At 70.1% G+C, this 20,165-nt stretch carries 22 protein-coding genes; all 22 read left to right on the top strand.

Features of this window, described 5'->3' with window-relative positions:
- Positions 1 to 135: 135 nt before the first annotated feature.
- The 22 genes from AB0A63_RS31305 (at position 136) to AB0A63_RS31200 (ending at position 19,951) form a co-directional block, all read left to right on the top strand.
- A complete protein-coding gene (locus tag AB0A63_RS31305; RefSeq protein WP_360397505.1) occupies positions 136 to 564 on the top strand; it encodes a hypothetical protein in 429 nt (142 codons plus the stop codon).
- A gap of 166 nt (positions 565 to 730) precedes the next feature.
- The gene (locus tag AB0A63_RS31300) at positions 731 to 1,612 is read left to right on the top strand and encodes a hypothetical protein (protein WP_360397503.1); all 882 of its coding nucleotides are present in this window, start codon (positions 731 to 733) and stop codon (positions 1,610 to 1,612) included.
- Positions 1,613 to 1,864: 252 nt separating this feature from the next.
- Positions 1,865 to 2,176, top strand: a complete 312-nt coding sequence (locus tag AB0A63_RS31295) for a hypothetical protein (RefSeq protein ID WP_360397501.1) — start codon at positions 1,865 to 1,867, stop codon at positions 2,174 to 2,176.
- Between the two features lie 49 nt (positions 2,177 to 2,225).
- The gene (locus tag AB0A63_RS31290; RefSeq protein ID WP_360397499.1) at positions 2,226 to 3,707 is read left to right on the top strand and encodes an ATP-binding protein; all 1,482 of its coding nucleotides are present in this window, start codon (positions 2,226 to 2,228) and stop codon (positions 3,705 to 3,707) included.
- Positions 3,707 to 4,261: a hypothetical protein gene (locus AB0A63_RS31285; RefSeq protein WP_360397497.1), complete on the top strand. Its 555-nt coding sequence runs from the start codon at positions 3,707 to 3,709 to the stop codon at positions 4,259 to 4,261. The genes AB0A63_RS31290 and AB0A63_RS31285 overlap by 1 nt, the downstream gene beginning before the upstream one ends.
- Before the next feature lie 129 nt (positions 4,262 to 4,390).
- Positions 4,391 to 4,609 carry a hypothetical protein gene (locus tag AB0A63_RS31280; protein ID WP_360397495.1) on the top strand — a complete coding sequence of 73 codons (219 nt, stop codon included), beginning with the start codon at positions 4,391 to 4,393 and terminating at the stop codon, positions 4,607 to 4,609.
- A 242-nt stretch (positions 4,610 to 4,851) separates the two neighbouring features.
- The gene (locus tag AB0A63_RS31275) at positions 4,852 to 5,313 is read left to right on the top strand and encodes a hypothetical protein (protein WP_360397493.1); all 462 of its coding nucleotides are present in this window, start codon (positions 4,852 to 4,854) and stop codon (positions 5,311 to 5,313) included.
- 151 nt (positions 5,314 to 5,464) lie between these two features.
- Positions 5,465 to 6,343, top strand: coding sequence for a hypothetical protein (locus tag AB0A63_RS31270; protein ID WP_360397491.1), 879 nt, complete (start codon positions 5,465 to 5,467; stop codon positions 6,341 to 6,343).
- A 542-nt stretch (positions 6,344 to 6,885) separates the two neighbouring features.
- Positions 6,886 to 8,028, top strand: coding sequence for a hypothetical protein (locus tag AB0A63_RS31265; protein ID WP_360397489.1), 1,143 nt, complete (start codon positions 6,886 to 6,888; stop codon positions 8,026 to 8,028).
- A 362-nt stretch (positions 8,029 to 8,390) separates the two neighbouring features.
- Positions 8,391 to 9,110 carry a hypothetical protein gene (locus AB0A63_RS31260; RefSeq protein ID WP_360397487.1) on the top strand — a complete coding sequence of 240 codons (720 nt, stop codon included), beginning with the start codon at positions 8,391 to 8,393 and terminating at the stop codon, positions 9,108 to 9,110.
- A 121-nt stretch (positions 9,111 to 9,231) separates the two neighbouring features.
- A complete protein-coding gene (locus AB0A63_RS31255; RefSeq protein ID WP_360397485.1) occupies positions 9,232 to 9,612 on the top strand; it encodes a hypothetical protein in 381 nt (126 codons plus the stop codon).
- Positions 9,613 to 9,716: 104 nt separating this feature from the next.
- On the top strand, positions 9,717 to 10,328 hold the full coding sequence (locus AB0A63_RS31250) for a hypothetical protein (RefSeq protein ID WP_360397483.1): 612 nt from the start codon (positions 9,717 to 9,719) through the stop codon (positions 10,326 to 10,328).
- A gap of 242 nt (positions 10,329 to 10,570) precedes the next feature.
- Positions 10,571 to 11,458 carry a hypothetical protein gene (locus tag AB0A63_RS31245; RefSeq protein ID WP_360397481.1) on the top strand — a complete coding sequence of 296 codons (888 nt, stop codon included), beginning with the start codon at positions 10,571 to 10,573 and terminating at the stop codon, positions 11,456 to 11,458.
- Between the two features lie 245 nt (positions 11,459 to 11,703).
- On the top strand, positions 11,704 to 13,917 hold the full coding sequence (locus AB0A63_RS31240) for a hypothetical protein (RefSeq protein WP_360397479.1): 2,214 nt from the start codon (positions 11,704 to 11,706) through the stop codon (positions 13,915 to 13,917).
- 219 nt (positions 13,918 to 14,136) lie between these two features.
- Entirely contained in the window at positions 14,137 to 14,526 is a 390-nt protein-coding gene (locus AB0A63_RS31235; protein ID WP_360397477.1) for a hypothetical protein, read from the top strand.
- 78 nt (positions 14,527 to 14,604) lie between these two features.
- On the top strand, positions 14,605 to 15,510 hold the full coding sequence (locus AB0A63_RS31230) for a hypothetical protein (RefSeq protein WP_360397475.1): 906 nt from the start codon (positions 14,605 to 14,607) through the stop codon (positions 15,508 to 15,510).
- Positions 15,510 to 15,839, top strand: a complete 330-nt coding sequence (locus AB0A63_RS31225) for a hypothetical protein (protein ID WP_360397473.1) — start codon at positions 15,510 to 15,512, stop codon at positions 15,837 to 15,839. The genes AB0A63_RS31230 and AB0A63_RS31225 overlap by 1 nt, the downstream gene beginning before the upstream one ends.
- A gap of 124 nt (positions 15,840 to 15,963) precedes the next feature.
- Positions 15,964 to 17,229, top strand: coding sequence for a DNA polymerase III subunit beta (gene dnaN / locus AB0A63_RS31220; RefSeq protein WP_360397471.1), 1,266 nt, complete (start codon positions 15,964 to 15,966; stop codon positions 17,227 to 17,229).
- Positions 17,230 to 17,403: 174 nt separating this feature from the next.
- Positions 17,404 to 18,027: a hypothetical protein gene (locus AB0A63_RS31215; RefSeq protein ID WP_360397469.1), complete on the top strand. Its 624-nt coding sequence runs from the start codon at positions 17,404 to 17,406 to the stop codon at positions 18,025 to 18,027.
- Between the two features lie 66 nt (positions 18,028 to 18,093).
- The gene (locus AB0A63_RS31210; RefSeq protein WP_360397467.1) at positions 18,094 to 18,429 is read left to right on the top strand and encodes a hypothetical protein; all 336 of its coding nucleotides are present in this window, start codon (positions 18,094 to 18,096) and stop codon (positions 18,427 to 18,429) included.
- Positions 18,430 to 18,470: 41 nt separating this feature from the next.
- Positions 18,471 to 18,995, top strand: a complete 525-nt coding sequence (locus AB0A63_RS31205) for a hypothetical protein (RefSeq protein WP_360397465.1) — start codon at positions 18,471 to 18,473, stop codon at positions 18,993 to 18,995.
- A gap of 185 nt (positions 18,996 to 19,180) precedes the next feature.
- A complete protein-coding gene (locus AB0A63_RS31200; protein ID WP_360397463.1) occupies positions 19,181 to 19,951 on the top strand; it encodes a hypothetical protein in 771 nt (256 codons plus the stop codon).
- The last annotated feature ends 214 nt before the right edge of the window (positions 19,952 to 20,165 follow it).

Genomic DNA, 20,165 nt, shown 5'->3' with positions numbered 1-20,165 from the left:
TTCCCGGTGCCGGCGCCGGCCGAGCGCGTCCCGCCGAACCTGCGGGACGCGGCAGCGCAAACCCACCTGCACCTTCGGTGAACAGGCACTTCGGGGCTGCCGCTGGACAACCGGCAGCCGAGGAGAAACCCGCCCATGGGTGCAGAAGCCTTCACCACCTACGCCGAAGGTGCCGACGTCGCCGCCGCATTCCGCGACGCCGTCGAGCAGGCCCAGTACGACTACGGCCACGCCGGCTACACCGGCAGCATCGCGGAGAAGAACGAGTACGTCGTCATCGACGGTCCCCCGTTATCAGAAAGCGGCGCCGAGGCCCTGGCGGACAAGCTGATCCGCGACAACGACGAGCGGATCTGCGACAAGTGGGGTCCCGCCGGGGCTATCCCGGTGTGCGGCGAATCCCGCGATACACCCAGCGCGCCGATCCGTGCCACCGCACAGCGGCTCGACAAGCTCGCCGAGATCGAATCCGCCCACGGCGACCCCGCCGTCGGGGAGAACAGCGCCGTCACCGCGCGCCCCGAGGTGACCGGCTGGTTGTTCTTCGGCTGGGCCAGCTGCTGACGCGACGCAGCCGGAGCAGCCCTGTCAGGCCCTCGACACGGCTGAGCTCCTGCAAGGTCACCCACTCCTGACCTGGCATCACTCACCGCCACCTCTTCCACCCTTCGCGCTGTCCAGGGCCCTTCACCCAGCGGCCCGACATCTCCTGAACACCGGAGGACCACCCGTGCCCACCATCATCGAATCCCGCGTCCGCTGGCCGCACACCGGAATCGACGCCCCGTACGCGTTCACCATCAACGGGTTCAACGAGCTGGAGACCGGCCGCGGCGTCGCATACAGCGCCGAACTCGTGCATCCCGAACTCGGTGTCGTCGGCCGCATCGCCAACGAAGGCCGCAGCGGCCCCACGACCTTTCACTCCTACGACCACACCCGCTTCGGCGACCGCCAGCTTGAGCAGTTCCTCCAGCGCAGCCTCCAGGACGGCGAGCCGATGGACACCGGCTTCACGGGCATGGAGACCGTGCTCGACGAGATCATCAACGAGTCCGAGACCGCACAGCTGGTCGCCGAGATGCGCGCCAAGAACCAGTTCCTCGTCCGCGCGTACCTCTCGCGCAAGGCCGCCAGCGGGGGACCGTACCGCGGTGCACCGCTGATCTGGGACCGGATCATCGCCCACCGCGCGGACCGCGAGCCGCTGGCCGCCAGGCTCACCGCCGACGCCCGCGGCCTCGACGAGGGCGCCTCCTGGCAGATGTTCAACGGCGAGGAGTGGGTGCCCCTGACCGGGACCTCCCCGCTCACCCCGCACCAGGTCACCGACCGGCTCCGCCAGGTCGACCGGCTCGCCGCCGAGCTCGACTCGCCCGACATCCACAACATCGACGTGCCGTTCGTCGAGGGCCTCAACCTGTTCGGCACGCCGACCGCCGGCTTCACCCTCGTCGGCGACCACGTCGGTGCGGTCGAGAGCACCAAGTGGTGCACCTGCCGCCGCCGGCAGAAGGTCGTGGCCTTCGAGCGGTGGAACCGCGGCTCCCTTGAGGAGTCCGGCACCGTGCACGCGGCCACCCGCTGCCGCCGCCTCGTCCGCCTCGACTAACCCCTGCCACGGCCGCGGCTTCGGCCCGCCTGGCCACCCGCATCGCACCTGAAGGCCCGCACGCCAGCCTCGCCGCGGTCCGCGCCTGTTTCCTGGCCGAGGAGGTCTGGGCCTGCGACTGGCTGGCCATGCACGTCCACCCCGAAGACCGGCTGACCACCCCACGATCCCCGCGGCCGCCGGTCACCCCACCCCACGGTGACCGGCGGCCGCGCTGTTCCCGCACGCCCACGCCCGAAAGGTGACGACCCCATGCCCCGCCCCACGCCCGCCGACACCGTCGAGATCACCCTCGCCGACGGCCGACAGCTGGCAGTCCACACCGTGATAGCCGACCGCGTCCGCGGCATCGACGCCGACGGCGACCTGCTGGTCCCGCCCGGCGACACCGAGAACCCGATCCGGCACGACGACGGCTCCGAGTACCTGATCCCGCTCACCCCGTGCTGCCACGCCAGCGGCAAGGGCTCCGAATCGCCCACCGGCGTCGTGTGCCGCGGCTGCTACCGCCCGGTCGACGGCAAGTACGGCGGGCCCGGCTTCCTCACCATCGCCCGCGCCTGACCCCGTCTCCGCTGTTCAGCGCCTCCTCGCCCCTGAAGGGAGCCTCGCCATGCCCACCCTCTCGACCGTGGCCGTGCACGGCCTCACCGGCCACCCGCTCACCCTCACCGCCGCCGCCGTCGATGGCCCGCCCGGGATCACCCTGGTCACCGGGCACCACAGCGCCAACCGGGAGCTGCACGACCGGGTCCACGCGGCCCTGGCCAACTCCCGCCCGCACCACGGCGCCCCGCGCCCCCATGTCGAGGTGAGGATCCCGGCGACGTCCGCGCGGCCCGAGGCCGCCGCCGTGGCCGTCGCCGTGCTGGCCGCCACCCTCGACACCGCACCGCGGCGGCTGGCCGGCACCGCGGTGCTCGGCGAGGTCGGCCTGGACGGCAGCCTCCGCCCGACCTTGGGCGTGCTGCCGGCCGCGCAGGCCGCCTACGCCCACGGCATCCGCCGGGTCATCGTGCCCGCGGCCTCGCTCGGCCAGGCGGCCCTGGTCGCCGAGCTCGACGTGCTCGGCGCCCACACCCTCGCCGAGATCGCCGACTGGCTGCGCGGCGACGACGCGGCCCTGCACCGCCTGAGCACGCCGGCCGGACCGGTTGCCTCGCGTCAGCCCGCGCCGATGAGCGCGCTGACCGCGACCGCCCAGCGCGTGGTCACGATCGCCGCCGCCGGCGGCCATCACCTGCTGTGCGGCTTCGGCACCGACGCGGGAACTGCGCCCGTCGCCTCCTGGCTGCACGCCCTGCTGCCCGACCTCACCCCGCAGCAGCAGCTCAAGCTGGCCGCGATCCAGTCCCTGCTCGGCCCGCGCGAGGACGGCGCCGCCCTGGTGTCCACACCGCCGCTGGTCGTCACCCACCACAGCGACCCGATCGCGTCGCTGCTCGGAGGACCCCGGCCCGGCCTGCTGAGCCAGGCCCACCACGGCGTGCTGTTCGCCCCCGAGCTCGACGAGTTCGGTGCCGCGGCACAGGAAGCGCTGCGCGGCGTGCTGATCGAGCGGGAAGTCCGCCTCTCCCACGACGGGCGCACCCACCGTTTCCCGGCCGGGCTTCAGCTGCTCGCCACGAGCATCCGCACCTCGGCCCCCCGGCGATGGCAGATGTCACCGGCGTTGCGCGACGCGATCGACATCCAGGCCATCGCCCGCCACACCGCCCTGTACCCGAAACCCGACGCCCACGACCACGCCCTCGTCACCCGGCTGCTGACACGGGCCCGCGCCGACGTCGCCGCGGCCCGTGCCCGCGCCGCGGCCCGCTGGAGCCGGGCCGGGCAGGGGACGGCGATCACCAACGCGAGCGTGCCGCACGCGGTGCTGCACGCCGTCGCGGGCACCGCCGCGGTGGCCGACCGCGTCCGCCACGCCCAGGACACCGGGGCGCTCTCCGCCCGCGGCGGGGACATCGCCGTGCGGCTGGCGTGGACCGTCGCTGACCTCGACGGCGCCGACGAACCCGGCCGCATCCACATCGAGCAGGCCATCGCGCTGCGCAACGCGGTCGACATCGGCGCCACGGAAGCGGAGGTGCGGTGATGCCCGGACCGCAGTCAGCCTTCATCCCGCCCTACAGCGAGCTGTACGTCCACGACACCGGCGACCTCGGCGACGCCCTCATCGGGCACGGCCTGCGCAAGGAGTTCGAACGAGAAGTCCGGATCCGGCCCGAACTGCTGATGAAGGGCATCACCCGCGTCTGGACCCGCTGGAGCACCGCTTGGGTCGTGCAGTGCGGCGGAGACGGCGGCAACAACCGGGTCGTGCTCGCCGGACGACAGCCAGGAACGACCGTCGAGATCACCCTGCCCTACCTGCACCGCTACCAGGTACGGACTCCGCTGACGGACACCGAACGGCTCCTGGCCGAGCTCGAAGCCGACTACCAGCCCGGCACACCCACACGCGCGCTGGTCGACGCGCTGACCGGCGTACTCACCGCCTGGGCCCACCACAAGAGCCAGCGCCACAGCGGGGTACCGCTGGCCCAGATCGACCGGGCGATCGCCGAGCCGCTGCGGCCGCTGCTCGCGGCCTGGCTCTACGACGACGAGATCACCGACACCGACGACCAGCAGCGGCGCTTGCACTGACCAAAAACGACGCTGAACAGGGAGAACGCGAGGGAAGACGGCGCCGTACCTCGGGCGGTGATCCACGCGCACCGGGGACTGACCACCCCCGGTGCGCGGCCCACCGAAACCGAGTGAACGGGAGCACCAATGCCTCCAACGACCCTGTCGGCGCGCGAGCGCGCCGACTTCCGCCGCCAAGTGGGCGTGCTGGCCGACCAGGCCGCCGAGCACGGCGCCGTCGACGACCCCGACGACCTCGGCGACGAGGACGACGGAGAGCCGGACGGCGACGTCCTCGACGGCGAAGTCATCGCCGTGAATCACGAGCCCTTCCCGTTCGGCCAACTTCCGCCCGGCCAGCAGTAGCAGGGCGACCCGGCCGCGCCCGCCCAGCAGGGCGCTCGCACGGTGCGCCCGCGCCGGCCCGGGGTCAAGCCGGGAACAGCACCCGGCTTGACCCCGTTGCCCGGCGCCGGCGCGGGCCGAGCGCGCCCCGCTGAACGGGGCCGGCGCCACCCGGTGATCACGAAAAGCCAGGGCCGCCCAGAGCCCGGCCACCGGCACCGCGCCGCGTTCTCTTTCCCTTGTCCAGGAAGGCTTTCTTTCGCATGTCTGCATGGATCGTGTCCAGCGGCCACATCGACGTCCTCGTGCACGCCCTGGCGCAGTACGAGGTCGTCGCCCCCGACCTCGGCGCCGAAGGATTCCGCGCGCTGGGCCAGAAGCTGTGGCAGGAGAACCACACGTCGGTCAACTACCGCTACAGCGAACTCACCGAATCCCCGCGGTACCAGCTGCGCACCACCGAGGCCACCCTCGACCCGATCGTGGTGCTCAAGGCCGCGGCCTGCTTCGACTACCAGTCCTGCGAGCACCCCGGCTGGCCCGACAGCGAGGCCAACAAGCTCATGGAGGCGCTGCACACCGCGGTCCTCGCCCGGCATCCGAAGCTCGGCGAGCGGGTGAACTGGCACTTCGGCGAGACCTACCGCTACTGCACTCTTCCCGCCTGGGAGAGCGCGCCCTGGGGCATCGACGTGCTCGAAGACGCCATCCCCGTGCCCGCCTGACCGGTCCGCGGGCCGCCGCGCTTCCGGCGGCCCGCACCCACGGCAACCAACTCACCGCGCCGGCGTCCGGCGGATCCGCGCCGCGCACGCCCCACGCCGGTTCGCGGCCAGCACCCCTCGCCACCGCGCGGTGCCAACGAACGGATCACCCATGGCCGTCCTGAATCCCGACCTGTCCATCGACACGAGCGACGACCCGGAAACACCGCCCACCACCGGCCTGATCGGTGTCGGGTACCTGACCAGCAGCGTCCACCAGCTGCGCGACCGGCTCGGCCCGTCCCAGCTCGGGCACGCCCCGGACGGCGTGACCGAGACCTGGGTCCTGCACACCCCGGCCGGGACCGCCCACCTGTGGGCCAGCACCAGCCCCGCCGACCCGGCCGACGAAGGCGACGTCGCACGCAGGTGGCTGATCCTGACCACCACCGACGGCATCCAGCCCTGGAGCTACGGCGTCCTGCCCTGGGTCTACAAGGCCGTCGACGGCTCGACCGAGGCGTTCCCCACCGCCGCTCTCCCGCACTTCACCGAGGCCACCGTGTTCGCCTTCGGCCACGCCTACCTCGACTACCTCTACCTGCGGATGGACGCCGAAACCGGCCGCCGCGACCAACTCGATCGGAGCGCGCCGGACTTCCGCACACACTTGCGCCGGCCCCGGCAGCTCAACACGATGCTGCTCCAGCTCGCCGACGTCCTGCACGACTACGAATGGGCCCACGCCAGCCGGGCCGAACGCGCGGCGTGGGCGCGCATGCAGCGCCCCACGCCCAGCGAAGGACTGCGGTACTGGAAGACCCGCAGCCGCTGGCTGTACCCGTCGGGCTCGGGCCCGCACGACGGCGATCCCGACCTGCCCGGGAGGCTGCGCGCCCTGGCTGACACCGCGCGAGAGAACCGGGCCTCGCTGCTGGAGATCGCACCCGAGATGGACCTCGACCTGCACGACGAGAACGAGCAGACGCTGCGCGCCCTGGCCGACATCCTCATCCCGGGCCTGGACGTCCTCCGGTTCCCCCACGCCTGACCCACCAGGCCGCCAACCCCAGCAACAACAAGGGAGTTCGGCGCTGCCGACCCGCCCGGTGGGGCGCTCACACGGTGCGCTGGCACCGGAGCGCGCCCCACCGAACGGGGCGGCACCACCCGGTGGCCAGGGCCAAGCAGACCCCCGCGCGGGACTGGCGGCTCGCCACCCCAGCACGCATCCGCGCCAGCACGTCGCGCCGCGGGATCGACCGCCCGCGCCCGAAACCGAGCACAAAGAGCAGCACCTAGCCATGTCGCACTTCAGCGCCGAGATCATCCGCCGGGCCCACTCCGCGGCGGCCTGAAAGCCACACCGCCGGCCAGCACGACCTCACTCTCACACCGTGGACGTGACGGTCCGCGGGTTCCCCTGCCGCTCGGCGAGGGCGACGCACTCTGCTCCACCACCGCGCTCGCCGGCCAAGCCCCTGAAAGAAGGGGCTTGCCGCTCGCGCGTCGGCGGCGCTGACCGAGTGCGCCCCGCCGACCGGCGGGAGAGCCCCCGCCCAGATCTACCGGCACCACGAGGAAGGCCTCGTCATGACCAGCACCCTTCATCCCGCCACCCAGCCCGGCACGCTCGCCTCCCGCTACTTCGAGCAGGCCACCGCCGACCGAGCCGAGACCACCTGGGCCGTGCGGCTGATGGAGATCAGTCGTCTTCTGCTGAACATCGCCCCACGCACTTACCAGCTCGCTCTCCGGATCAGCGCCGACACCAACACGGTCACCGTCTGCCTGCTCAACACCGTCGGGAGCCGCTGGACTCCTGTCAGCGACCGCGCACCGGCCTGGCTCACCAGTTGGCGCGGCAACCAGGGCCAAACCTGGGACGACGTCCGCCACGCCATCGAGCACCACCTGTCCTGTGCGCTCACCGCTGCCAAGCCCGACGACCTGTTCGTCAAGGCCACTGCCGCCCAGATGCGCGACTGGGATATCAATGCCCGTACCCCGAAGTGGACCGTCAACCTCCCCATCGGCCGAGCCGTGCTGGGCTACAGCGCACTCGACCAGTCCGCCCGCCACCCCGACGCGCCGCTGCATGATCTGCGCGTGATCGTGAGCGAGTTCCTGGACAAGGAACACGCCGACTACCGCGAACAGGCCGAGCGGGATCGCACCGGCCACCCGTACCTCAGCCTGCTCGCCGTCAACAACTGGCTGGCCCAGCTCAACCCGCACGGCAGCCTCGACGACGCCGCGCCCACGCCGTTCGACACCGACCTGCTCACCCAGATCATCACCGCACAGGCCGGCGCCCGCGCGGCGGAGAGCATCCTCACCGCACTCCACGAGGCCTACGACGTCCCTGCCGACCTGGCCCCCGGCCTGCGCGGCACCATGATCGACGGCTACACCGACAGCGACGTCAACACCACCCTCGGCCAGATCAACAGCGCCACCGGCGCCCACGTCATCTGCCTGTGGGACCGGCACCAGGCCGCCACGCTCGGCGACCTGTACTTCGGGCACTCCAACTTCTTCATCGTCCACGACGGCCGCGTGCACGAGCTGGCCGGCGAGCTCTGGAGCTGGCTCAACGACGACCCGTGCGACCCCGATACTCCACTCAACCCCGGCAGCCCCGACACCTGGACCGGCTCGCCCACGCCACACATCCTGGCCACGCTGCCCGCCCACGACGGCCACCTCAACTACGCCCTGCGCACGGACGTCTAACCCGCCGCACCCGGCGGCGGCCCCACCGCCACCAGCACCAAGCGAGGTCGAGCCCCGACCGCATCGTGGCACGCGATAGCAGTCCGAGGTCCGGCGCGGGGCGGCACCGGGTGTGAAGGTCCGCGGGGCCCCTCCGGTCGACGGGGCGACGCACTCTGCACCGCCACCCCGCTCGCCGGACAAGCCCCCAAAAGAAGGGGCTTGCCGCTCACGCGGTGGCGACGCTGCCCGAGTGCGCCCCGCCGACCGGCGGGAGATCCCCGCCGAGATCTGGCGGTGGGCGCACCAGCTACTCAGCTCCGAATTCATCGGACGTGAGGGAGTTCTCCGTGCCATATCCAGGCCGAAGAGAGGCGAGCGACATGATCGAGGAAATCGGCGACGACCTCGAACGGATCCAGAAGAAGATCAGTCTGTACCGAGATCCCGGCGCCGAACGGAAGCGCGTGCGTCGGCTGTGCTGGGACCTGGCCCGCACGGCGGACTTCGAGCACGACCGCGCAGACCAGCCGTGCTCGATCGCAATCAGCGAACGCCGTGCCGGCGGCTACACCGCCGCGTGCTCGACGCACGACGTGGATTCCGAGAGCCTCTGGGATACCGAGCGCGAGGCGCGGCAAGACTTCCTGTGCGACCGCGGCCGCCGGTGGAGCTTCATCATCCACCACCGCGACGACCACGTGCGGCCGCGCATGCTCGATCTCACCGAACTGTGGGACGAGGTGCGATCAGTCGTCCAGAACGGCGGCACCGTGCCGTCGACCGGCGAGGTCGATCTGATCGCCTTGTACCGGTACATCGACGACGACGTCCGCCTCCCGCTGGAGATCAAGGCGATACCGCTGCTGCACCCGGTGGTTCACCTCGCCCTCGAACACGGTGGCACCGCGGAGTCGCCGCAGGCGACCGACTACGTGACGGCGCCGGGGAACGAGCAGTTTCTCGTGGTCGTCCACGCGGCCGACGAGGAGCCGGACCTGCAGCTGTCGTCGGTGCCGTTCTCCGGTTCGGACAGCCAGGTCACCAGCGCCTACGACCGCGACACCGCCACCTACCTGCGGATGGCGTTCGTCCGGCAGTGATCCGCGCAGCTCACGTCTGCGCCTTCGCCAAGCGGCCTGTGCGAGCAGGCCGCTTTTTCGTGCCCTCACCAACACCGGGCGAGCGGCACGAACCCTGTTTCCCGATGGAGAAGGAGTCCGGATGAGCAACTCAACCGTGAACATGGCCGGCGTCGTGAGCTTCGTGCTGGAGGAGGCGGACGCCGACAACCTCGACAACCTCGTGGAGGCGATCCGGTCACGCCGGCAGATCCTGGCTGACATCGCCTCGGCGTCGTTGACCGAAGGCGCAACGGTGACCACCCACAACCTCAGGCCGAAGTACCTCGACGGGCTGACGGGCGCGGTGACGACGATCGTCCGAGGCCGAGGCCGAGGCCGGGCACACGCCACGGTGAGGCTGGACAAGGCGTCCACCGCCGAGCTGCGCGTGAGGTCCAGCAAGTTCCACCACCTCGCCGGCCGTGACTCCTACGACCTGCAGGGCATCCCGCTGAGCTGCCTGAAGACCACCACCAGCTGACGTTCCGCTTCCTCCCTCCGCGAAGGCCTGGCCTGGGTTCACACGGACTCAGGCCAGGCCTTCGCGCCGTTCCAAACCCCGAACTGGCTGTTCAAGGAGGTCCGGTGGATCTGCACACCGCCATCACCCTCGTCACCGACGACCCCCGTTACGAGCGGAGCCTGACCAACGGCGCCGTGATCTCGATGCGCGAAACCTGGAGTCTCGCGGACGCCGCCACCTTCGAGACGGACGAGCTCCGAACCGCCTACGCAATCGTCCTCGGTGCCAGCGAACAGGAGATCACCGAGGCGCTCAACCCGAAGCGCAGGTGGGCGGCCCTCAGCCCTGAGGGCACGTCCAGGGAGGCCCGGCTCGAACGCCACCATGTGCTCTCGCGCGCGTTCGAAGTCAGCTATGGCGACCGAGAACCAGTCGTCGTCGACGACCCGCGCGTCGCCTACGTCGAGGACCCGCGCGCTACGGAACCGGACGCCGCCGTGGTGTTCGCCCGTGTGGGCGGCGAGTGGCATCACCGCACCGGCCTGGGCTGGTGCCCGTGCCCGCACCCCGGATCGACCGGGCGCCAGTGGGCGCTGACCGCCGCCGAACACGAAGGCGTCCTCGTCGAGCACCTGACCGAGATGACGCGCGAAGGCAGCCGGCACCTCGGCATCCCGTGGCAGACCGTGCTGCGGATGCGCTGGCGTGAGGCGGCAGCACCCGCAACGCCGTGATCTTCGCACTCCCTCACCAGTCGTTTTCTCACACATCCACCCACCTGCGCGCGACACCGGGTGCAGGTGCGGAGCAGTTCCTCACCCTCGCGCCCGCCACAGCACAGGACAAGACAGGACCGGCGTTCCCGTCGGCCTGGACCGCTGCCTCGCAACTGCTGCTCACGGCCTGACCGCACCCGCTGCCCCACGTGCTGGGCGGCCACCGACCCATGCCCGTCTAGCCGGAAGAGAGAACCTCGATGCCGGTCCACGTTCCCGCGCGCCGCGCGCAGTGGCCGCCGATGCACGACCTCACGATCACGCCGTGGGCGCAGGACCACCGCTCGGCCGACCCCGCGCGCCGGCTGATGTTTCTGCTCGGCACCCATCGACCCTGGTGGCTTCGGCACAGTCCGGTTCCGCTGTGCGTCTCGGCGCACACCCTTGCCGCCTACAAAACCGGCAGCGCTGCGATGCCGGTGGCTGGCGTCCCGTACGCGATCGACAGCGGCGCCTACACGGAGATCCGCGACTACGGCACCTGGCGCTGGGACGAGGACACCTACGGCAGCATGGTCACCCGCCTCATCGAGGTGTGTGGCCCGCCGATGTGGGTGGCACCGCTTGACCGTCCCTGTGAGCGGACGGTCCTGCTCCGCGCTGGTGCGTCAGTGTTCGAGCACCAGATCCTGACTCTGGAGTCCTACCTGTACCTGGTGCGGGAGTTCCCGTACGTGCCGTGGTTGCCGGTCCTTCAAGGTTGGTCCTTTGAGGACTACATCCGGCACGACGCAATGTACCGCGAAGCCGGGGTTTTTCTTGGGACGCAAGCACTTGTCGGTCTTGGTTCGGTGTGCCGCCGGGGTTCGATCCGGCCGATCGGCGAGATCGCGAAACACTTCGCGGAGCGCGGCTACCGCTTGCACGGCTTCGGCCTGAAAACGACGGCGTTGCGCGCGTACGCCGCGTACTTCACCTCGGCGGACAGCCTCGCGTGGTCAGAGCACGCGCGCCGCAGGGAACTGCGGCTGGCCGGTTGCCGGCACGAGGGACCGTGCATCAACTGCGCGCGTTGGGCGCTGACCTGGCGCGAAGGCGTCATCGCGGCGATTCGCGACTCCCCCATGGATCTTCCTGCCCTGGTCTAGGAGGAGGGGGAGCCGGGCCGTCGAGGAGCCGGTGGGCGCCGCGAAGCCTGCGCCACCGGTCACCGGGATGTCCAGAAAAGCGCTGGACATCCCGGCCCCCGGCGCCGCTGGGCGCGGGCGCTCCACCGGCTCCGCTCGACGGCCAGAAGGCCGAAGGAAATGACCTTTCCTTTTCACATCAACGAGTTACCGCATTCACCTCAGGGCAAAGCCGTGCCCATGCCCACCTGACTTGGGGAAACGCCATGACGACGCACCAGACGAACCTTGACGACACCGTCGCCGAGCTTGACGCCCCGCCATCCACCACGTGCACCAACGGCGTCACCGACGGCCTGTGCGGCGACGAACAGTGCGGCCACTGCGTCATCGTCGCCTTGACCGCCGACGCCCAGCGGCCCAACCACGACGACCACGCCCGCCCCGACACCGCCACACTCACCCCCGCCGACACCGCCGCCGAGCTCGACGCCACGCCGGCCGAGGAGAAGCGCGAGTATCCGTACCTGCTGAAAGGGGTTGACCCGCAGACGCTGATCGCGAAGGACAACACCCGCGTGGTCGGTGATATCCGCCAGACGCGGCCGAAGCTGGTTGCCAGCGTCGTGAAGCACGGCCTGCTGACCCGCGTCTCGATCATCAACGTGGCCGACGAGGCGGACGGGCTGCACATCCTCAACGGGTTCCACCGCCACGCCGCGGCGGTGACGGTCAAGACCGCCGAGAACGACGGCCTGCTCATCGACGTCATGGTGCACGCCCCGGGAACGTCTCGCGCGGACGTCATGGTCGGCCAGATGATCGAGAACATCCATCGCGAGGGCTACACCGAGCCCGAGCTGGCGGACGCGGTGCAGATGCTCGCGCTGGAGGGCTTGGACACCGAGACGATCGCCGAAGAGCTGAGTGAGCCGATCGCCCGGATCCAGGCCGCTCAGAAGGTCGCCACGAACACCAGGACTCGGGCAGCCGGCGACGAACTGCCTGACGCCGACCTGCTCACCTTGGCCGAACTGGCAGAGTTCGAGGACGACCCGGAGCTCCACCAGGAGTTGGTGGAGGTGCTCCGGGAGCGTCCCGGTGACTTCGTCCTGGAGTGCAACGACGCCCGCAAGACCCGTGAACGCCAGGCCAAGGTGGCGGAAGCGAAACGCGAGTTCGCCGCACAGGGCTACGCGGTGCTCGACGACGTCTACGTGGACGGGGTGGAGGATCTCAGCGCTCTGTGTGACGCCGAGAGCGGAGCCCCGATCACGGCGGAGCTGCACGAGACGTGTCCCGGCCGGGCAGTGCAGGTCAGGCTCACGTGGAAGGGACCGGAGGTAGTCGAGTACTGCGTGAACTTCGCCGATCATGGTCACTGCACCATGGAGTCGGTGGTGGTCGCGACGGCCGAGGAGAAGCTGCGCGGTGAGGGCGTGGTGCTGGTCGACCCCGCCACCGAGGGCTTGGTCGAGTTGCGGCATCTGTACCCAGCGGAGGGCGAGCGCTCTTTCAAGCCCGAGGAACACGCGTCCTGCCCCGGCCATGCCGCCTTCGTCTACGGCAGCTACGGCACCTCGGCGAACGTGCGCTACGTGTGCACCGACTTCGTGGCGAACGGACACGTCATCACGTCCGCGTTGCCGAAGAAGGAGACCCGCAGCCCGGAGTGGCTGGCAGCGGACCGCAAGCGGACGCCGCACAACAACGACTTGTGGGAGCTGGCGGAGGAAAAGCGGCGTGCCTGGCTGAAGAAGTACTTCTCGAAGTGGCGCAATGGCACGGTCAACAACGGCCTGGCGGTCAAGGCGAAGGGCAAGAAGGCTGCCGTCGACGGGCCGCCCCCTGCCCGCCTGCAGCACTGGCTGGTGCGGGCGACGATGGAGGCACGGAACGTCCTGACCGACGGCGCACCGCAGCACGTGTACGCCTGCCAGCTGCTCGGGCTGCCCCAGCCGGCCGGCAAGAAGCGGTCCGAGCACCCGATCATGGTGCAGCTGGACAAGAAGAACATCGGCGACGCCCAGGTCCTGCTGATCCAGCTCGCCCAGGTCATCGGTGCGTGCGAGGACTACTTCAACATCAAGTACACCCGCAGGAGTGCCGACCACACCTGGAGGGTCCAGACCGAGGACGTCCGGTTCTACTTCCGGCTGCTGCACTTCCTCGGCTACCCCGCAGAACACATCGAGCAGGTCGTCCTCAATCCCGAACTCGACCACGCCAAGTGGCCGCACCTGGCTCCCGCAGCCAAGCAGAACTCCGCTGAGGACGTCGACGCCGACGCGGATGAGGCCGAGATCGAGATCGACGGCGAGCACGACGGCGTGGTCGGCGTGGTCGGCGAGGTCGGCGACGGCGAGCCCGTGGACATGCCCGAGGTCGAGGTCGACGGCGAGCACGACGGCGAGGTCGGTGCGGCCGGAGAGGCCGAGGTCCCGGACGACGAGGTCACGGCGGCTGTGCCAGCGGAGTGATCCGCTCGTCAGGCCCGCATCCACACGGGTGCGGGCCTGACGAGGCCGGTGGTGCCGGGCCAGCTCCCGTTCGGTGCGGCGTGGAACGCCGCCAGCAAAGCAGATGAGCCGCCGTGTTCCGGGCGCCTGCGGCGTCGCTACGCGAGGCTTCGCCCCCTCCACACACCAGCTCATCTGCCCGCTCAGCGCTCTCCACGCCGCACCGAACGGGAGAGCTGAATGCCTGTATGTGGAAACCGCGCTCGGCACGCCGAGCGGATCCCGGTACGTCACTCGACGGTCGAGGCGGTTCGCCGCTGCCACCTCGAACCGGAGGCCTGGCCCTGCGAGTGGCTCAACGAGTTCGTCGACCCCGAGGACGGCGAACGCCGGGAGCGACCGTGCCACGGGGTGAGCTGGCACCTGCCCGGGGGCCGGGGCTACCGGTGCGAACACGGCCACAGCCACATCTACGACGAGGTCCGGGTTCGTGAGGGTTGGGACTACGTCTCGGATGACGGTGAAGCCGCGCTGCTCGCGGTCCACGGCGTGCGCTCGGTCGCGATGAACGGCGGCCCCCTCGATCTGGGCCCGGCTACGGCGCTCTGCGGCGCTTCTCCGGCGGCCTGACGCCGGCACAACAGCACCTCGAACTGCCTCCGCGCTCCCCGCGCGGAGGCAGTTTCCTTTGCGTGGCAAGGAGACTGCGTGAAAAAAGGGTTTTCAACGGATCGACTCACCAGCAGCGCGGACGGCGGCGACGATGCGCTGATCGTGTTCGATCGGCTTCTCGACGCCTTCCCGGATCTGGAAAGGCAGGCACACGAGGTTCGATGCCGGGTGGCCGACCTGCTCGACAACCAGGTGAGCAGCAGGCCACTGGGCACGAAGGTGGTCGCGGACCTGCTGGCCCGCATCGAGTACCTCGCAAGTGTGCTCGGCCGCTCTATCACCGGCTACGGGCAGGCTCTGCCTCAGGATCAGCCGTGGCCGGAGATCTTCCACGAACTCGACGTGAACGGCTGGCGGGAACAGGACCCGCGCGAGACGGACGGACACGTCACCATCGCGCCGAGCAGCAAGATCGGTGACCGGCCACGGGGCCGGCGCCGGGTCTTCAAGCGATGCGATCAGCAGATCATGGTGTTCTTCACCGCACCCGACGTCGTGGCCCATGCGTGGACGGGAACGAGCTGGATCACCGACATCGAGGAGCTCTCGAAGCTGATCAGTTCGGAGCCGGTGGACCTGGGCCGGCTGGTCGCGCAGTACGAGCGTGAGCGGATCGCCGAGCTCAAGCGGCCGTTCGCTCTCACGGTGGAGGAGATCATCGACCGCGCGGTGGCCTGCCGCTGGGAGCTGGTGCGCGACTACCCGTGCACCGAAAGCGGCATCGTCGGCATGCCGGAGATCAACCGGGTGCCCAAGGGAGATCGGCCGGGACGGTCGGTCACGCTGAAGGCTCACGACCGCGACATCAGCGTGACGGCGTGGGGCTTGCCCGGACAACCGGCCAGCGGTGTCCGGTACTGGGCGGGCCGCGTGCGCAACGTCGAGCAGCTCAACCGGATTCTCGGCTACACCGAGCCCAGTCAGCCCCGGGACGGTGCCTGATGTCAGAACTCGTCGAGGTGCAGTTCGAAGACGGGAGCCACCTGCACCTCTCGCCCGAGGTCGCGGGTCGGGTCCGCGGACGCGACGGCGACGGCGACCCCCTGATCGCGCTGAGCTGCGACCCTGACCGGCCGACGCTCCGGCCTGATGGCGCGGAGTACCTCATCCCGCTGACACCGTGCTGCGACGCGACAAGCAAAGGCAGCTGCGGGGCGACGGTGTGCCGGGTCTGCTACGAGGTCGTCGACGACAAGTACGGCAGCCACGGCGAACTCGTTGTCGCCGTCAAGTCCGCGGACCTCAGCGGCCCGAAAGGCACCGAGCCGTAGGCGCAGCCGGACCAATCGCGCAGGCGGAGCCGATCACCGGCCCGCTGTTCCTTCCGAGCTTTCAGCGCCGTGACGTGCCCGAAATTGCACGTCACGGCGCTGCTTTGGCAACCCTGGATGAGGAGTGATCGAGTTGACCGCGGTGCTGAACCGTCTTGAGACGACCCAGGTGGACACCGACGCGATCGTGTTCGCGACGACCCACGCCGAACTGCTCGCGGGTCTGGAGGCCGCCAGGCTGGGGGTGGCGTCCAAGCCACCGGTGGCGGTGCTGGGCGGGGTCCTGCTGGAGGGTGTCGACGGCCAGCTGGCGTTGACCACGTTCGATGGCGAGGTGCACGTGCGCGTCAAGGTGGCGACGACGACGTGTACCGATGGCAGGCTGCTCGTCGACCACGCGAACCTGCTCGGTGCGCTGGACGCCCTGCTCACCGGTGTAACGAAGAAGAAGGCCGCCAACATGCCGGTGGAGATCTGGGCGAGCGCCCCGGACCGGCCGGTGCTGGTGTTCAACGGCCAGGAGATGCCGCTGAAGTCCTTGCGCATCGAGGACTATCCGACGCCGTACCCGGCGCTGCCGCCGGTAGTCGCCCAGGTCTCCCGGGCCGACTGGGTGGCCGACGTGGAACGAGTGCTCGTCGCTGCGGGCACGGACATCGTCTTGCCCGTCTTGACCGCGGTGTACGTCGAGCTGGGCGAGGGCGCGATGACGATGACGTGCACCGACCGGTTCCGCGTGGCCACCGTGCAGACGCGCGCGCTCCTTCACAAGGTCGCACAGCCTGACGAGCCCGCGCTTGTTCCCGCCCAGACGCTGAAAGACCTGCTCAAGAAGGTCAAGGAATCCACCGAGAACTGGGTGCTGATCGGCCGGGACTCCGAGAACCACGTGATGTCGTTCAGCATCGGCAACGTCACCCTCGCGACGTTCCTGATCGATTCCCGCTTCCCGACGTGGCGCGAACTGCTGCCCACCGAGCAGCACGGGCACGTGACGGTCGATCGAGATGCCCTGATCGAGCAGGTCAAGCGCGCCTCGAAGGTGATGAAGCACCTGCCCCGGGCGACTGGCAGCGTCGCGCTGTTCATCAAACCGGACGCCGCGTTCGCGCGAGCACGGGCGTGGGAGCGCGATGAGCAGGTGAAGGTTCCGGCGCTGCCCGCGACCGTCGTGGACTGCGAGGTCAGCGAGCTGTGGTTCAACCCGAAGTACCTGCTCGAAGGCCTCAACGCGTTCACGGGCAAGACCGTCAGCATCTTCCCGTCGTCGGCGCCGACGCGGCCGGTGCTGTTCTTCGACGCCCCCGCTGACTTCGACACCACGCACGCCTACCGCTACCTGGTGATGCCGGTCCGGCAGTCGGCCACGCCGCCGACTCCGCCGTCGTAGCCGAGAAGCAGCCGGTGCCGGGCGGTGGGGCGGCCGCACTCTGCCCTGGCAGCGACAGGGGGCAAGCCCAACAGCGGGGCTTGCCCCGCGTCTGTCGCTGCCAGGGCACGACGAGCGCGCCCCACCGCCTGGCACACGACCAGGCGAGGTGGTGGGGAAGCCGTCCTCCCCGTCATGAAGGACACAGAGATGATCATGCTCAAATCCGCCAGGCCCTCCATGGCCACCGTCGATGTCACCACAGTGGACACACTCACCAAGAGCACGCTGGCCAGGCTCGGCCGGCTCGTGGACGGCTTCGAGTGGGTCGAACAGGAGATCGAGCAGGCCGGTGAGCGGTACCCGCAGGAAGCTGACCGGCTCTGGCACCTCGGCCTGCCGCTGTTCACACCGACCCACGAGTGCATGGACTACGACCTGGTGTACCGCTCGCACTGCCGGGAACTGATCGACAGGGCTCTCGCCGGCGAGGACACCCGGCCGGGCACGGCGGTCGAGGTGGCCTGCTCGATGCGCGACGTCAGCGCGGCGATGCCGCTGAAGTCCTCGGGTGCCGCCCTGTACATGCGGGTCTGGCGGCTCGCCGGCCTGCCTTACATCCCTGAACTCGCCGCGGCCGGCTACCACTACGAGGAGCTGAACGGCGACAGCGTCGCCGCCGACGAGCGTGCCGCCCGTGAGTTCCTCGCTGCCAGCGATCGCACGCCCCCGGTCGACATCGCCTGCGACGGCCGCCACCTCGGCGTCCCGGCGCCCTGCCGTTACGTGCGGGCGACACAGTTGACCATGCAGTACTAGGTCCGGCTACCGGCCGGCCGGCTCAGCAACGCATTCCCCCGCACACCGATCCGGATCGGAGGCTTCGTGCTGCCCTTTTTCAAGCGGATCATCCGCGCCTGCCGACCTGGACGCAGGCACCGCGACCTGGAGATCCTGAAGCTTCTCGTGCTCTCCACCGCGCACCTGAGCGAGGAGATCGGCACCCGCCTCCACCACCACCATCAGGTCGGAGTCCACCAGACGCGCTACGGCTGGTTGGTCTGGATTCCGAACCTGGACGATCCCGACGACAGCGATCCGCAGCAGATGCCCGAGGAACTGCCGCGGATCTTTCAACTCGGTCGGGACAACGGCTGTACCTACGTCCTGTTCGACCGGGACGCCGAGGTCACCGCACTGCTGCCGGCGTTCGACTGGTGACCGGCGAAACCCGGTTCCCGTGTCCTGACTGCGACACGCCGATGCGGCTGAATCGACGCTACGACACCGAATACGTGTACTGCCACAACGACGGCTGCGCCTACGACGGCGTGGCCGCGGGCGAGCTCGTCGACGACGAGACCCAGCCCGGACCGGGTCTTCCCCGGCCACGTGTGGCGGGCCACTCGGTGCCGTGGATCGTCCCGGTCATCGGCGGCGAGGTGGCGTGGACCGCACTGAACAAGGCCCGGGTCGAGAAAGCCCTGGCGTGCTGGCTGTGCCAGTACTGCGGCACCCCGCTGAACTCGGCGGGCGGCGCGTGGGTCGCGGTCGCCCAGTGGCTGAACGCGGACCTGGACAGCGTCGCCGACGGCGGTGCACTGCACGAGGGCTGCCTCGACCTGGCACGAGGCGAGTGCCCCGCGCTGCGCCAGCACCAGGCGTTCGCGTTCGCCGAGGTGCGCCGCGAGGACCAGACGAACGAGTGGGAGGCCGTCCGCAGGCGCGTGCTCGACCACGAGCGCACCCGCAACCGGTTCCCGCAACGCGTTCCACTGCAGCTCTGATCAACCAGCCAGCCATCCAACCCCGGTCACGACGTGATGCGGGGTTTTTTGTTGCCCGCCAACGCATACCGGGCCCGCCGGCGAACCCCTTGGTTCTACCGGCGGGCCCGGTCCGCGGGCGGCCGATCTTGTCCGGCTTCCACATCAGGTCCTGCTTTTTCGTGCCCGAATACAGGAGCTCAACGATGAACAGCACCGAGTTTCCCGCCGGATCCGCTCCGGCGACCACGCCCACCACGCTCGCCCGCGTCGAGCTGCCGGACACCGTCCGGATCGACGAGGCGGCTGAGGTCCAGGGATTGCAGTACTGCACGGACCACTACATCGAGACGTTCGGAAAGCTCTACCTGGTCTGGGGTGAGACCGGCTGGGAAGTCGCCTCGGTCATGGTGGACGGTCACCCCCTCGACCTCGGCGACGACGAACACGAGCGGCGCGACAACACCGAGTGCAACGACCGGAAGGACGACGACCAGGAGTGCGACGCCGCGGACCACGTCGCCGCGGTCCAGAGGGTCTACGACCTGTGCCGCGTGCCGACCGGGTCCGAGCTCGTGGGGCTGCTCGGCGCGGCAGTGCTCGACATCCACCCCGACTGCGCTGACCCGGCCTACGACGAGCTGATGGAGCTCTACGACCTCGCGCGGCAGACGCCACACCACGAACTCGGCGACCGTGTTCTGCGCACGCTGTTCCGGCGGCAGCTCAACAGCCCCCGCGTCACCAAGTCGCTGGCCGTCGACGCCGACGGCACGCAGGTGATGAGGATGTCGGCCGGCGCCCACGCGGCACTCGCCGGAGTGATCGCCCCGGCGTACGTGGTGGACAGCGACGAGTTGTTCTACGACGACGCGATCCACGAGGAGCACGCGCAGCTCTTCCCGGCCGAGGCTTTCCACCGCCGCCTCGCCGACCCCGCGGCGTCGGACCTGACCTACGACGTCGAGGCCGAGTGACCAGCGCAACGCCCACCGCGGGCATGGCGCTGTAGCCGCCTTCTGCCAGCGAGTTCGTTCGCATCGCACCCCACGCCGCGGGGGGGGGCGGGGGGGGCCCCCCCGCGGGGGGGGGCCCCCCCCCCCCCCCCCCCCCCCCCCCCCCCCCCCCCCCCCCCACCCCCCCCCCCCCCCCCCCCCCCCCCCCCCCCCCCCCCCCCCCCCCCCCCCCCCC

The sequence above is a fragment of the Lentzea sp. NPDC042327 genome (assembly GCF_040647275.1).
GTDB lineage: Bacteria > Actinomycetota > Actinomycetes > Mycobacteriales > Pseudonocardiaceae > Lentzea.
Note: the sequence above shows the minus strand (reverse complement) of the source record. Positions and strands in the feature narration are given on the sequence as shown.